At 37.3% G+C, this 13,498-nt stretch carries 13 protein-coding genes; 4 read left to right on the top strand and 9 right to left on the bottom strand.

Going from position 1 to position 13,498, the window contains the following annotated elements; genetic code table 11:
* Positions 1–423 precede the first annotated feature (423 nt).
* The 7 genes from BN52_RS05260 to pplA form a co-directional block, all read right to left on the bottom strand.
* Positions 424–2,478 carry a DNA topoisomerase gene (locus BN52_RS05260; RefSeq protein WP_008473278.1) on the bottom strand — a complete coding sequence of 685 codons (2,055 nt, stop codon included), beginning with the start codon at positions 2,476–2,478 and terminating at the stop codon, positions 424–426.
* Positions 2,479–2,597: 119 nt separating this feature from the next.
* A complete protein-coding gene (locus BN52_RS05255; RefSeq protein ID WP_008473277.1) occupies positions 2,598–3,035 on the bottom strand; it encodes a GNAT family N-acetyltransferase in 438 nt (145 codons plus the stop codon).
* Positions 3,025–4,896: an endonuclease MutS2 gene (locus tag BN52_RS05250; RefSeq protein WP_008473276.1), complete on the bottom strand. Its 1,872-nt coding sequence runs from the start codon at positions 4,894–4,896 to the stop codon at positions 3,025–3,027. The genes BN52_RS05255 and BN52_RS05250 overlap by 11 nt, the downstream gene beginning before the upstream one ends.
* 190 nt (positions 4,897–5,086) lie before the next feature.
* Positions 5,087–5,350, bottom strand: a complete 264-nt coding sequence (locus BN52_RS05245; protein ID WP_008473275.1) for a hypothetical protein — start codon at positions 5,348–5,350, stop codon at positions 5,087–5,089.
* Between the two features lie 294 nt (positions 5,351–5,644).
* Positions 5,645–5,866, bottom strand: a complete 222-nt coding sequence (locus BN52_RS05240) for a hypothetical protein (protein WP_008473274.1) — start codon at positions 5,864–5,866, stop codon at positions 5,645–5,647.
* 92 nt (positions 5,867–5,958) lie between these two features.
* Positions 5,959–7,041, bottom strand: coding sequence for an FAD:protein FMN transferase (locus BN52_RS05235; RefSeq protein WP_008473272.1), 1,083 nt, complete (start codon positions 7,039–7,041; stop codon positions 5,959–5,961).
* A gap of 80 nt (positions 7,042–7,121) precedes the next feature.
* Positions 7,122–8,048, bottom strand: a complete 927-nt coding sequence (gene pplA / locus BN52_RS05230; protein WP_008473271.1) for an extracellular electron transfer flavoprotein PplA — start codon at positions 8,046–8,048, stop codon at positions 7,122–7,124.
* A 293-nt stretch (positions 8,049–8,341) separates the two neighbouring features.
* Here pplA and BN52_RS05225 point away from each other — a divergent pair, with 293 nt between their 5' ends.
* From BN52_RS05225 to BN52_RS05210, 4 genes are all read left to right on the top strand, one after another.
* The gene (locus BN52_RS05225; protein ID WP_008473270.1) at positions 8,342–10,240 is read left to right on the top strand and encodes an NAD(P)/FAD-dependent oxidoreductase; all 1,899 of its coding nucleotides are present in this window, start codon (positions 8,342–8,344) and stop codon (positions 10,238–10,240) included.
* A 69-nt stretch (positions 10,241–10,309) separates the two neighbouring features.
* On the top strand, positions 10,310–10,726 hold the full coding sequence (locus BN52_RS05220; RefSeq protein ID WP_008473269.1) for a NusG domain II-containing protein: 417 nt from the start codon (positions 10,310–10,312) through the stop codon (positions 10,724–10,726).
* Positions 10,723–11,277 (top strand): Gx transporter family protein, encoded by a 555-nt coding sequence (locus tag BN52_RS05215; RefSeq protein WP_008473268.1) that lies wholly within the window; start codon positions 10,723–10,725, stop codon positions 11,275–11,277. The genes BN52_RS05220 and BN52_RS05215 overlap by 4 nt, the downstream gene beginning before the upstream one ends.
* Positions 11,277–12,263 (top strand): polyprenyl synthetase family protein, encoded by a 987-nt coding sequence (locus BN52_RS05210; RefSeq protein ID WP_008473267.1) that lies wholly within the window; start codon positions 11,277–11,279, stop codon positions 12,261–12,263. The genes BN52_RS05215 and BN52_RS05210 overlap by 1 nt, the downstream gene beginning before the upstream one ends.
* An 87-nt stretch (positions 12,264–12,350) precedes the next feature.
* Here the strand turns inward: BN52_RS05210 and BN52_RS05205 are convergent, their stop codons facing one another.
* Positions 12,351–12,665 carry a hypothetical protein gene (locus tag BN52_RS05205; protein ID WP_008473266.1) on the bottom strand — a complete coding sequence of 105 codons (315 nt, stop codon included), beginning with the start codon at positions 12,663–12,665 and terminating at the stop codon, positions 12,351–12,353.
* A 92-nt stretch (positions 12,666–12,757) separates the two neighbouring features.
* Positions 12,758–13,372 (bottom strand): sugar O-acetyltransferase, encoded by a 615-nt coding sequence (locus tag BN52_RS05200; protein ID WP_008473265.1) that lies wholly within the window; start codon positions 13,370–13,372, stop codon positions 12,758–12,760.
* Between the last annotated feature and the right edge of the window lie 126 nt (positions 13,373–13,498).

Below are 13,498 nucleotides of genomic sequence, written 5' to 3'. Positions count from 1 at the left end.
AGAAAGGAGCTCCTTTTTCTAATGTTCAGGGAATAAAATTTAAGGAATCGTCCATCCTTACACAAACTATTTTACAGTCTTTCTGGGATCCCATAATATACGTATATAAAAGAAAATACAAATAAACCAAGGCAAAATAAAATATCTATTTTCCTCGGCTTAAAATTTCCTATTAAATAATAAATTATTATATCTAGGCTAGTAGTAATTAGTATTTGTGCTGCCATTTTTTCTTCCCATGCTTACTTTTTGGAGCTCGCCAAATTTTGTTTGGGACAAATAAAACTTGAAGCTTTGCCCCTAGATCAAGTAAATTGAAGTAATTCATTTTAACACCTCCTATTTTACAACTATAATAATTCATCTTAAACTTTAGCTAAAAACTCTTCATATTTTGCCAAATAGTTTCGGATTTGGTCAAAATTAAAACTCTGGTTTGAAGCCATAAAAACTTCTGCCTTTATAGGTTTGTTTAGCCAGCTTACCACTCACTATCTTATCTGTCCCTTTTTTGGAACAATAACTAATTCTGATCTTTTTACCAGCTAACAAGTCCGCTACTTCTTTTTTAGTAAACTTATGTCCACCCCAAGTTTGGTTAAAGCTTATTTGCTCACCATTAAAATCGCCGGTTACTTTTTCCCCAGCGACAACTTTTTTATTGATAGTTTTTGTTTGATGCTTGCTAGCTAGTTTCTGCAAAGTAGCATTTTTATCTAACGAAGTAGCATTATTTTCAAAAATTGGCATATCATGACGTACAATCGTTTGCATCGATTGCGGTATTAGCTGATAATCCAATTCCTTTCTCTTGACTCGATCCATCCCATCAAACAACCGTTTAGTAATTTTAGGAGACGCAATCATGCTCCCCTTCGATAGAATAGCTTGTACTTGGCCTTCGTAGTTTAAGACATATCCACCACGGATTAGAGCAGCTAGGCTACCTTTACCTGAACTGATTTCTGCCAGCGTCTGCAATCTAGTTGCACCAGTACCGATATTATGTTTTTTCAAATAGTTCAGAATAAATTTTTTAGTTGGTTTGCCTGGCTTCGGGTTCGCTCCTTCATAGACAAAAGGTTGGGCCATGTCCTTAAATTCGTGAGCTGTAGCTTCATCTTCTTCAGACAAGTCGCGATCATCAAAAATCAGCTTGTAATTCATAGCTTTAGGAAGCTGAATACTTGCCCTAAAATCAGGATACTTAGCTAAATGTGCTTTTTGTGCCTCATAAACGTAGTCTTCAGCCAACATTGCTAAATAACTTTTGGCAACAACTTGATAAATTTCAACTCCGATTTTTCCAAAACGCTTTTCCAGTTGTTCTAACGATTTTGGCACTTTCACACCTGGACGATTAGCACCGTGAGCGGCCTGACTAGTTATAAATTTGGCACGTGGCTTGCGTCTTGTTAATAATTTTGAATCTACACCAATAACATTTGCAATCTGATCTACTAATGGCAACAATTCATTAAACTGTTCAAGCGTTACCTGAGTATCTTCCGTTCTAGGATAAGAAACAATCTGTGCTTGATACATATCCTGGTAGGTTTTGATAATTTCTTTGTCTTTGTATCCTTTAGCTCCAACTAAAATGCCAATTTGCCCTAAATCTACCAATGGCGGTGGTGTTTGCTGTTTCAATTTTTTCTCGTCAATCACAATTGAACTAGCAACATAATCCGCAAGGTCTGTTTTAGCTTGTTGCCTAACCGAGTACCTAAATTGATCTTTATCAGGATCAAATTTGCGACTAAACAGATTACCGTTTTGATCTTTAAATTTTACTTCAAAATAAGGTTTTTTTACGTAGTTTTCAATCTCAGTATTACGATCAAAAATCAGACCTACAATCGCTGATTTTAACCGCCCAATTCGCATTGTCTTAGGTTTATAACCTGCTTTTTTGGCATAGATCATAGCAATTCGCGATAGTTGCATTGATAGTAGATCAAAGCGTTGTCTGGCCAAGGCCTCTAAATACTCTCCCTGCTCCATCTGGTTAGTAACATTAACCATGCGCTTCATTGCTGCAATGATCGATTTGGGCGCTTGATCTTCAAAACGAATTCGATAAACTGCTTTTTTCCAATGAATCGCATTAACAATTTCCCACCCCAGCAAATCACCTTCTCCAGAGGGATCATCATCTGTCGCAATAATTATGCCGTCACAATCTTTGGCAGCATCCCTTATTTCCTTCAAAGTTTTACTTCTACCTGGAACAATTCTTTTAGCCCAGGAAAAATCATTTTCATCCCATGGGAAATATTTCAAGCTTCGCCATGAAGAATATCTAGTTTTCTTATCTTCACTTACCATTTCTTGTGGCTCTTTTAATTGCAAAATATGCCCATATGAATGAGTCAAAACATAATCAAATTTTCCCTGGAAGTTTCCGCTTTTACCGCCTAAAGCCGTTACAAAATCATCCATCTGGGATTTCTTTTCAGTTAGAATAAGTAATTTCATAAATTTTGTTCCTTTGATAGTTTGTATATTTTATTATACGTGAAAAACATCTACTGATACCTACTATTTTTGTTTACGAAAAAAGTCTAGCAACCAAACGTTTCTAGACTTTTCTACTGCTATTCTAATTCTAACTTGTCTTCTTCAAATTGAGTCCCATCCCAATCATCCCGTATTCTTCCAACCAATTTAAAGCCACGAGACTGATAGAGTTTTTGGGCAGTAACATTCTTAGTGAATACATTGATCGTAGCGGGACGGTTCATTTTTTCTAAGGCAAAATCTAACAACTTCCCACCAATGCCCTTTCCCTGAAGAGCTTTTGAAACATATAGGAAGCCTAAATTGTCAGTAGTAAAGGAAACAACTCCAACTACTTTTTGATCAATCTCTGCTACGAAAACATTTGCTTCAAAAAAGTAGGAAAAATATGGTGCTTGTTTAAAGGGAACAGCATAACGCTCAAGACCCACATTAGCTAATTCCTGCTTGCGTCCTTGATCCATGATTGCGGCTACGGCATTTAAATCTTCAAATCGATACTCTCTAATTACCATTCTGTTCTTTTCGCCTCAATTCTTTAAAAGCTTTTTTCGAACCACGGGCTAAATCCTTGTTAAACTTGTAATCTTTCCAGTTTTCAACAAATAACAAATCAAGGTTATATCCTTCAGGATACAATTCTTTAGCCAAGCGACGAAGCTGCAACCGTCTAAGCGGATATAAGTCAAACTTTTTTTCGACAAAGACTTTAGCTTGTTGTCCTTCCAAGCTATGGAAAATACCCTCTTTTTTGATTGAACTAATATAAACCACGTCGCCTTTATGAAAAATTTTCTTAGGTTGGGACGGATGTGCCCTCTTGGCTTCCAGTTTTACCTGCTTTAAAGCTAGAGGAAATTCATCCCGTGCCAAATAATTTTCTGCCAAGCGTAAAACTCGATCTGACAAGCCAACCTTTTTAGCAATCCATAACGCCCGGCTATCACCGATCCGATTCAAAATCAAGCGATATGTCGGACTTAAAGTATTAGGATCAAAGTCCATTTCTGCCGTTACAAATCCGTTATGCTGGAGGGCAAAATCTTTGATTGCGGAGTAGTGGGTCGTTGCTACAATCAAACAACCACGTAGATATAATTCCTGCAAAACGCCAATTGCAATGGCACTACCTTCATTAGGGTCGGTTCCTGTTCCTAATTCATCCAGTAAGATTAAGCTCCTTGTTGTCGCACCAGCTGTTATAGCGGCGATTTGCTTCATTTCTGCTGAGAAAGTACTAAGAGAATTATCAATACTCTGATGGTCGCCGATTAAGGTCCAGACTCGGTCCATTACTGGAATCAAACATGGCTTTTCGCTTGGTAAAAATAAACCGAGTTCCGTCATCAAGATCATTAATCCAACTGTCTTTAAAGCCACTGTCTTTCCACCAGCATTAGGACCGGTGATCATCAAAACTGACTGTTTTTGATCCAGACGTACGCTTAGCGGAACTGGCTTCGTTAATAGTGGATGACGCACTGCTTTTAGTTCTAATTCATTTTCATGATTTAGAATTGGCTTTTTACCATCGAAGCTCTGAGAATATCTCGCTCGAGCCATAATCTCATCAATCGCTGTGATTGCTGCAATATCCTCATTAATGTCATGAACATTCTCAAAAACTTGCGCCGTTAATGCACCTAAGATCGCATACTCGATATTAGTAATCTGCATTTTAACAGTAGCGATTTCCGCACTTAAATTGACCATTTTCGCTGGCTGCCAATAAACCGTCTTACCACCAGCTGAACTAGCAACTATCTGACCATTGAGCTGATTCTTATAATTGGCTTTCATAGGAATGGTTAAGACGTCGTTTTTCTCAACAATTAATGGATCCTGAACCATCGGTTGATATTTTTTATTCGTTAAAAAATGATTCAGTCCCTCACGAATCTGAGCTTGGTCTTGGGTAAGTTGACGTCTTAATCGTGCCAAATCACGATCAGCACGGTCAGCTACAATACCATGTTCAATTGCATCATAGATTGCTTCTTCCAATTCTGGAAGCTCAGTCAAACTTTGAACATAAGAATTTAACAACGGAGCTTGACTTGCTAAGCGAGCAAAAAAGCGTTTCAGCAAGGTCATTACTCGCAAATAGTCTGCGACTTTTTCCAATTCATCTGCCGACAACAATAGTCCTTTTTTAGCTTTGAGCAAAATAGGATCAATTGCTTCTGAATCAACAAATGGCATATGTTGTCCAGTTGCAAGAATTTTCAAAGCTTGGTCGGTTTCCGCCAATAATTGTTCCACGTGGGCAAGATTGCTAGTAACCTGCCTCCTCATAATAGTTTCTTTTGCTTTATTAGTCTTGGCAAAATCTGCCAATAACGACTTAATCCGAGCAAAGTCCAATTCATCAGTCATAATTTTTTCTCCTGATCTATAAAACTTTTACAAGATTAAGTTGTCGTTGCTCATACGCAGTTCCTTTCTATTAAATCAATTAACTAATTACTCACTTACTTTATCACATTACTTTAATTTTAAGCAAGATATTTGGTAAAAATTGGCACAAAAAAGTGTTGGTCTATACAACCAACACCTTCTTGATATTTTATCTAAACTTAACGCATTTTGAATGCACATTCTTGAGTCTAGCCCAATCATTGATAAAAAGTGCTCCAAAAGCAAAAATCATTATAATCCCGACAAAAATCATTCCTGATGCTGTCATATTAGCATCCAATGCATAATTGGTAATATTGAAATTAGATGTTTGTGTCATTTGCATTACCAATCCTGAAAACAACATGGCTAACCCATCAAAAGTTAGGAAGCCACAGATAATTGTCAGGACCGTCATTTTAGATAGCTTCATATAACCATGTCCTTTCTTATAAATAATATTGCATTATACGCCATTCATTTAAAGAATCAAGCTTTTTGTTTTAAAAATCTGCTAAAATTTCTTAAGCATTGTTAAAGCAACAATACATATACAAAAGTTTTTCAAACGTTGTAACAAAAGTATTTATTTGATATATACCGCTTTTGACGAACGTTCGTTTTCTATCCGATTTCAGTCATGTTAAAAGCGATTTTCTCATAATTGCATTATTTTACGATACAAAAATACCCATCGTTAAGAATGGGTATCTTGCTTTATCAGAGATTAATATTGAACAGGCTTGTATGGCCGGTTAATCGCATCAGCGGTTACTTTGGTTCTTTCGTCTCGCTCTTCTTCGATATTTTCGATTGGTGAGACGCCACGATCTTCGTTGTCGTCAAGATCATCTGTCATTGCTTGCTTTTTGAGAAGCATTTTACTTGCAGCATAACCAGCACCAAGGCCCGTTACAATAGCACCTAATCCGATAAAAAATTTCTTCATTGTCATGCACCTCTTTTGTAATTCATTTTCCTAATTACTATTATAAGCGCTTTTATAAAATTAATATATACCTGTAAACAATTTATCAAAAATTATTTTAATTCTGCAAGTTTATAGCCACTATCTTTAAACAACTTGAATTTGTTTTTGATCCCACTTGTAATATAAACTTTCCGATCCTTGGTGATGAAGATTGCATCGGTGTCCTTTTTATGTTCGATATATTGGAATCCTTTCTCAAGCCCTTTATCAAAGGTTGCAGTTGATAAAGCATCCCCATCGACAGAATTTTTGGTAATAATCGACACACCCATTAAGTTATTTTGGAAAGGATAACCTGTTCGTGGATTCATCAAGTGACTATATACTGTCTTGCCAACTTTCAAATAGCGTTCATAAATTCCTGAGGTAACAATGGTTTTATTCATTTCAGGTAAAGAACCAATAGCTGTACCCCGGCTCTGTTTAGGATCTTGAATTCCTACAGTCCAATTACTGTGGTTAGTTGGTGAAACGCCTAAAACATAGACATTACCACCCAAGTCAATAATTGCACTTGTAACGCCATCTTTTTGCAATACTTGCTTTACTTGATCAGTAATAAATCCCTTAGCAATACCACCTAAATCAAGCTTCATACCTTTCTTCTTAAGGTAAACAGTTTGTTTATCAGCATTCAAAACTACTTGATGATAATCAACCAGAGGCAATTGCGTTGAAATTTCCTTTTTACTTGGCTTTCTAGCATCTGGGAACCCGATACGCCATAAACTTGTAATCGGTCCAATTGCCATATCAAATGAATCATCAGAATTTTGACTGTAATAGTAAGCCTTTTGGCAAAGTTCAAACACATCTTTTGATACTTTTACTGGTTTTATACCCGCTTGAGCATTGATTTTATCAACTTCACTGCCTTTTTGATTAACAGTGATCTTGTCAGCTAGTTCTTTGATTCGATCAAATCCATCCTTCAAGGCACTATCTTTCTTCTTATTGTAGATCTTGATAGTGCAGACCGTTCCCATCAAAAATTGCATATCTTCTGTTGGTGTAGTTGTCAAAGCAGTTTTTGGTTGTTCTTCCTTTTTACTTTGCGTGGTGCAAGCAACTAATCCCACCAATGAGGTTGACAGCAGAACTAGAGTTAGTAAAATTCTAAGTTTGCGTTTCATTTTATCACCTTATAAAAGTTGCGTGAGGCAAATACCCCACGCAACTTTGTTACTATTTAACTCTCTATATTAGATTAAAACTATTCTTTAGTTACGATGTTGTCAACAACAATGGTCTTAGTGTCGCCCTTTTGTGCAGCATTAATCAATTGTTCAACGTATGAAATGAAGTCATTTGATGAGTGGGTAGCACCTGATACTACTTGAACCTTTTCCATGTTACCCTTAGCATCCATGAATTCCTTAGCTAACTTAGGAATGTATTCCTTTGGCCCAATGCCGTTAACTTTCTTCATAGTCTTTTCGTATTTAGCATCCTTGGTCTTTGATTGACCATCCTTGTTGATTTGGTCATACTTCAAGTCAGCTACTTTACCCTTCTTAACTACCAAAGTGTAAACTTGACGGTAACCATTGAAGTAGTTCTTTTGTTCAAGCTTGTAAGTACCATCCTTCATTGGCTTATTATTGTTAATGTGGATAGTTGCAGTATCACCCTTTTGTGCGGCTTGAACTAATTGATTGATGTAGTTTCTCATAGTCAAAGTTGAACTGGTTGCACCTGATACTACTTGAACATCTGATGAATTGCTACCATTATCAGCAAATTCCTTGTTCAACTTAGGAATGTATTCCTTTGGTCCGATCTTAGCATACTTCTTCATTTGCTTTTCGTATGCAGCGTCGTCTGCCTTAGACTTACCATCCTTGTTTACGTTGTCGTATGAAGTCTTAGTTACTTTTCCACCCTTAACAGTCATTGACATAACAACTTTGTAGCCGTTAAAGTAGTTGTCTTCTTCAAGTTTGTAAGTACCATCCTTAAGATCTGCTCCAGCAATCTTCTTAGCTACTTTTTCAGTTTTAGCCTTCTTGGTTGTTTGAGTAGTCTTAGCCTTTGAACTTGAATCACTAGATGATGATTTGCTTGAAGTCGAGCAAGCACCCAACATCAATGCTGACAATGCAATAACTGATGCACTATATGCGAATTTCTTAATTTTCATGATATAAACCCTATCCTATATCTCTAATCTATGCTTGAACACACACTTTTGTGTATTTCTTCACGCAACCAAATTATAGAATATTAGTAATAGTAATGCAATATTTTATTTATATAAAAGCAATGGTATCGGTTACTGTCTTTATAGCATAAAAATAAAATCTATTCTTTTACCGATATTTTGTGAAAAATGTTAATTTGGGGACTTTATCCGTTATCAAAAGTCCTGTATAATTAATGTGTATCTTATACTACAAATAAGAAAAGTTTATGGACTTTAGAGGGGATGGGCAAATGACCCAAACAAATATCGTTGTTATTGGTGGTGGTTTTGGTGGTTTGTATACTACTAAACACCTTGCCAGAAAGCTAAAGAAAAACAAGGATGTCAAAATCACGCTTGTAGATAAAAATCCCTACATGACAATGATGACTTCCTTGCACGAAGTTGCTGCTAACCGTGTTGAGGCTAACAGCTTGAAGTATGACTTGCAACGTTTGTTCTCACGTAAGAAGAATGTTGACGTTGTAACTGATGAAATCGTTAAGATCGATCGCGATAAGAAGGAAGTGGTCGGTAAATATGGTTCATATCCATACGACTACGCTGTCTTAGCTATCGGTTCTCAACCTAACGACTTTGGTACTCCAGGGGTTAAGGAATATGGTTTTACTTTGGGCAGTCTCGAAGACGCTGAAAGATTAAGAGACCATATTGATTTAATGGTTCACCTTGTGTCTAAAGAACGCGATCCAGAAAAGAGAGAACAATATCTTAACTTTGTTATCGTAGGTACTGGTTTTACTGGTACTGAAATGGCTGGTGAATTTAATTCATGGCGTGCTGACCTTGCTAAGAAGTACAACCTTGATGCTGATGAAATCAAGATTACCATGATGGAAATGGCACCTACTGTGATGAACATGTTGGACCGGGCAGATGCTGCCAAGGCCCAAAACTACATGGAAAGCCATGGCGTAGATATTCGTGTTAACACTGGTGTTGTCGGGGTTCACGAAGATCATGTCGATCTTAAAGATGGTTCAACTTTCCCAACTAGAACTTTAATTTGGACTGCCGGTGTTAAAGCTGTTGATTCTGCTAAAGACTTTGGTTTTGAAACTGCTCGTGCAGGTAGAATCGTTGTTAACGAATACTCACAATTGCCAGACGATCCACATGTTTATGTCATCGGTGACGTGGCAATGTATGACGCTAATGGTTCTGGACGTGGTGAGCCACAAGTTGTGCAAGGTGCTGAATCTGCTGGTCTTTGTGCTTTCAAGAACATCATGGCACAAATCAATGATGGCAAGGCTGTTAAGTTTAAGGGAACTTATTCTGGATTTATGGTTTCCGTTGGTCCAGCTTGGGGTGTTGCTTCATTAGTTAACACCTTCCACTTAAGTGGCTTCTTTGCTATCTTCATGAAAGATTTGGTTGATATGATTTATCTCATCCAAATCTACTCAGCATATTACCTCTTCCACTACATTATGGATGAATGGTTCCGAATCAAGCGTCCAACAATGTGGCGCGGCAACTTAAACCGCTACGGCAACGTTTTGTGGACCGTTCCACTTCGAATCTTCTTAGGAATGATGTGGTTGGTTGACTGCTGGTACAAAGTCCAAGGCTCAGGTTCATGGTTCAGCAATAAATTGCAATTGCACTTCCCATGGCTTGTTCAAGCAGCTACGAGTGGAGCAAGTAGCAAAGCTGCCGCAACGTCAGCTGCCTCAGGTAAAGCAACTGAAGCCGCAGCCAATGCAGTGAGATTCTCATTTAACTATGACTATGGCCATTCACCAATGCCTGTATTTGATCAAATGCCTAACTGGGTACAATCAATGACCAAGATCGTAATTCCAAACAAGGAAACTGCACTATTTGCACAAAAATTCATGACTTGCTTTGAAATTTTGCTTGGAGTTCTTTTGGTAATTGGTCTTTGCACTTGGTTTGCTGGTGCAATGAGTGCCTTCTTTGTAGCTATCTTCTGCTTATCTGGTATGAACTACTGGGTAAACGTATGGATGATTTTTGCAGCCATTGCAGTTATGAACGGTTCAGGAAGATCATTTGGTTTAGATATGTGGTTTGTTCCATGGCTCCAAAAGACTTTAGGTAAAGCAAGATATGGTGTCCTAAGGCCGATCTATCATGTCGATAAAAACGGTGTTAAGAACTAACTAAAAAGTTATACTTAGAACAGTCTGGGATCATTTCCTAGACTGTTTTATCTTGTAGGGAAAGATTTTATGCAGCTTTTAAAATATCTTAAGCTCGGTGATTATTTAATTATTGCCGTCGTGGTAATTCTTAGTTTTTTACCATTTAAACTGCTTAAGTCTGGACAAACTACCAGTTCAGATGCAACGATTATCGCAGTTATTCGTGTAAACAATAAGACTGTCAAAAAAATAAATCTGGATCATGACACGATTTGGCGTTTTAATAGGAACGGTGAAGAAAATACCGTTCAGGTAAAAAATCATCAAATACGCGTAATTGAAGCTAACTGTAAAGATCAATTATGTGTAAAACAAGGCTGGAAAGATGAAGTTGGTCAAACTATTGTCTGCTTGCCACACAAATTCTTAATTGAACTAAGAAACGGAGCGAATGCAAAAATTTCTTCCCATAAGAAATTTGACCATACATTAGTTAATCCATGATAAGAACAAATAAAGATCTCGAAAGATATATTTTTGTAGGCATTTTATGTGCTCAGGGGATTATTCTAGGCTTAATTGAACAGAGTTTTCCCCCTATCTTTGCCTTTGCACCGGGTGCTAAATTAGGCTTTACTAACGTTATCACCTTGCTGGCACTAGTTATTCTCCCCTTCAAAGACTGTATTTTGTTAACCTTCTTACGCTTGACAACGACAGCCTTGATTTCTGGAGGCGTATCAACCTTTATTTACGCCGCTACAGGCGCATTCTTGAGTTTATTTTTGATGAAACTAGCATTGCTCGCCTATCCACGTTTAGTTAGCTTAATCGGCGTTTCGATTCTTGGCGGAGTGAGTCACAATTTTGGGCAATTATTGGTTGCATCCCTAATTGCTCAAAGTAAATACGTAATGCTTTATCTACCGCTTTTAACCTTTTCCGGTATTGTTGCTGGAATTCTCGTTGGTTTTGGCGTTAAGTATCTATTACCATATACTCAAGCAATTACACATGTGCAAAAAGGCCTACTTAAAAACAGAAAGGGAATTTAATGCAAGATTTTGTATACTGGCAAGACATGCCAGCACTCAAATCAAACCTAGAACAAGTTCAACAGATTATTCTTGAAAGTACTGCTTCAGTAAAAGGCAAGTTAGGTGAAGCGATTAAATATAACTTTGAAATAGCAGGAAAAGAATTACGTCCTGCTTTTGTCCTGCTGTTTGGACAAATGGGCAAAAAAGGCAAGCTTAAGCGATTATTGAAAATTGCCAGCTCTGTTGAAATATTACACAATGCAACTTTGATTCATGACGATATTGTTGACGATTCACCAATCAGACGCGGTCGAAGCTCGATTCAAGACAAATTTGGCAAGCACATTGCTCTTTATGCTGGCGACTATCTTATGGCTCTTTCATTGCAAATGCTAGCTAACAACACCTCAAAGATTACTAATATGCGTATTAATGGCAAAGCAATGAATGATATTCTTGCTGGTGAAACTGCGCAATTTGGTAATGAATATAATCTTGATATAACTCCTGAGCAATATCTAATGCAGATCAAAGGCAAGACTGGTATTCTTTTTGGTTATTCATGTTTTATTGGAGCCATAGAAGGTGGTTTAAGCAGCAAGAAAGCCAAACTTGCCCAGAACTATGGGGAATTGATTGGCGAAGCGTTTCAATTGATGGATGATATCTTAGACTACACTGCAAGCAGCAGTCAGTTTAAGAAGCCAGTTTTGCAAGACGTAGTCAATGGCGTATACAGTGGACCTTTGATTTTTGCTCTTGAAAATGATCGATCTGGGGATTTGCACGAACTTGTTCGTCGCGGGAAAAATCTTTCAAGCCATAATTTACAACGAATCGACCAACTTGTTTCTGAACTTGGAGGTATCAACCAGGCTAAAAATTTAGCCGAAGATTATACCAATCAAGCTAAAGAGCTCTTAACCCAGCATTTTTCAACATATTCTACCTATGATGATTTGTTAAAGTTAACCTCTGACCTGTTAGATCGTCAGTTATAAAGAAAATCCGTCACTAAAAAGTGGCGGATTTTTATTATACAAAAAGTCATTAGCTCAACTAAGATCTAATGACTTTAACAGCTTAATTTATGCTTTCTTTGCTTTCTTCGTGAAACCAAACACAAATTGGAAAACAGTCAAAGCAATGAAGAAGTAGAAAATGTACACTAGCCATGCAATGTCAGTAATCTTTGAAGCGAACCAATACCATTGGTTATCTTGTGTACTGTAAATGATATACAAAATACCTAAAGCAATTGAACTCAAAGCATCAATAATTGCAAAGATCCACAAGTTACCATTTTCATGCTTACCCATATAGATTAATGACCAGATTAATGACCATGCGCCCCACAATGATGCTGCGCATATGATAACCCAATAAAATACAGTTGCAAACATATGCAAACCCCCTTAAAATACCTGACTCTATTTTACCATATATGCAAACGGTTTAAGCATTATAATTAGATCTTTTGTTAAAAATTTCGCAATTAGTATGGGAAATTCTGCAACCGATCTTTTTCGGTAATTTTTCTGACTACTTTTCCGGGTACTCCAACTACAAGAGAGTTATCAGGAATGTCGCTAACGACTACAGATCCAGCACCGATAACACAATTATTGCCAATCGTTACCCCAGGGCAAACGGTAACGTTGCTAGCTAGCCAACAATTATCACCGATAGTAATTGGTGCGCCAAATTCATAGTCTGCAACTTTGCCATCATCTTGGACTCTAAGATTACGTTGCTCAGCAAGTAACGGATGAAGTGGTGTTACAAGAGAAACGTTAGGACCAAACATAACATTATTTCCTACTTTGATTGGACAAGTATCCAAAATCGTCAAATTGAAATTAGCGTAAACATTTTTACCAAAATGAGTAAATGGACCATAGTCAACCTGAATCGGCCCTTGCAAATATAAACCTTCGCCATGATCTGGAAAGAGCTGATCCAATATCTCTTGGCGTCTTGCTCTTTCAGTGTCGGGTAATTGATTATATTCAAAGCTAAGGCGATGCCCCTGTTTAGATAATCTTCCTAATTCTTCCGTGTCTGGACTGTATGGCTTACCTGCCAACATGTTCAACGTATTTTCTTCCATAAAAAATCTTCCTTATACTAAAAGATGGTCACCAAAACTGATTTGTTTCTAAGTGTAAAATAATTTGCGGTAAGGTAAAGAACAAATGAAAAAGGAGTCAAATCCCCCTAGGGACTTGACTCCAAA

Origin of the sequence: Lactobacillus gigeriorum DSM 23908 = CRBIP 24.85, assembly GCF_000296855.1 — a bacterium.
Taxonomy (GTDB): domain Bacteria; phylum Bacillota; class Bacilli; order Lactobacillales; family Lactobacillaceae; genus Lactobacillus; species Lactobacillus gigeriorum.
Note: the sequence above shows the minus strand (reverse complement) of the source record. Positions and strands in the feature narration are given on the sequence as shown.

Bases quoted from the DNA above. Each gene is read 5' to 3' on its own strand.
- BN52_RS05260 (WP_008473278.1), bottom strand. From the start codon at position 2,478: ATGAAATTACTTATTCTAACTGAAAAGAAATCCCAGATGGATGATTTT.
- BN52_RS05255 (WP_008473277.1), bottom strand. From the start codon at position 3,035: ATGGTAATTAGAGAGTATCGATTTGAAGATTTAAATGCCGTAGCCGCA.
- BN52_RS05250 (WP_008473276.1), bottom strand. From the start codon at position 4,896: ATGACTGATGAATTGGACTTTGCTCGGATTAAGTCGTTATTGGCAGAT.
- BN52_RS05245 (WP_008473275.1), bottom strand. From the start codon at position 5,350: ATGAAGCTATCTAAAATGACGGTCCTGACAATTATCTGTGGCTTCCTA.
- BN52_RS05240 (WP_008473274.1), bottom strand. From the start codon at position 5,866: ATGAAGAAATTTTTTATCGGATTAGGTGCTATTGTAACGGGCCTTGGT.
- BN52_RS05235 (WP_008473272.1), bottom strand. From the start codon at position 7,041: ATGAAACGCAAACTTAGAATTTTACTAACTCTAGTTCTGCTGTCAACC.
- pplA (WP_008473271.1), bottom strand. From the start codon at position 8,048: ATGAAAATTAAGAAATTCGCATATAGTGCATCAGTTATTGCATTGTCA.
- BN52_RS05225 (WP_008473270.1), top strand. From the start codon at position 8,342: ATGACCCAAACAAATATCGTTGTTATTGGTGGTGGTTTTGGTGGTTTG.
- BN52_RS05220 (WP_008473269.1), top strand. From the start codon at position 10,310: ATGCAGCTTTTAAAATATCTTAAGCTCGGTGATTATTTAATTATTGCC.
- BN52_RS05215 (WP_008473268.1), top strand. From the start codon at position 10,723: ATGATAAGAACAAATAAAGATCTCGAAAGATATATTTTTGTAGGCATT.
- BN52_RS05210 (WP_008473267.1), top strand. From the start codon at position 11,277: ATGCAAGATTTTGTATACTGGCAAGACATGCCAGCACTCAAATCAAAC.
- BN52_RS05205 (WP_008473266.1), bottom strand. From the start codon at position 12,665: ATGTTTGCAACTGTATTTTATTGGGTTATCATATGCGCAGCATCATTG.
- BN52_RS05200 (WP_008473265.1), bottom strand. From the start codon at position 13,372: ATGGAAGAAAATACGTTGAACATGTTGGCAGGTAAGCCATACAGTCCA.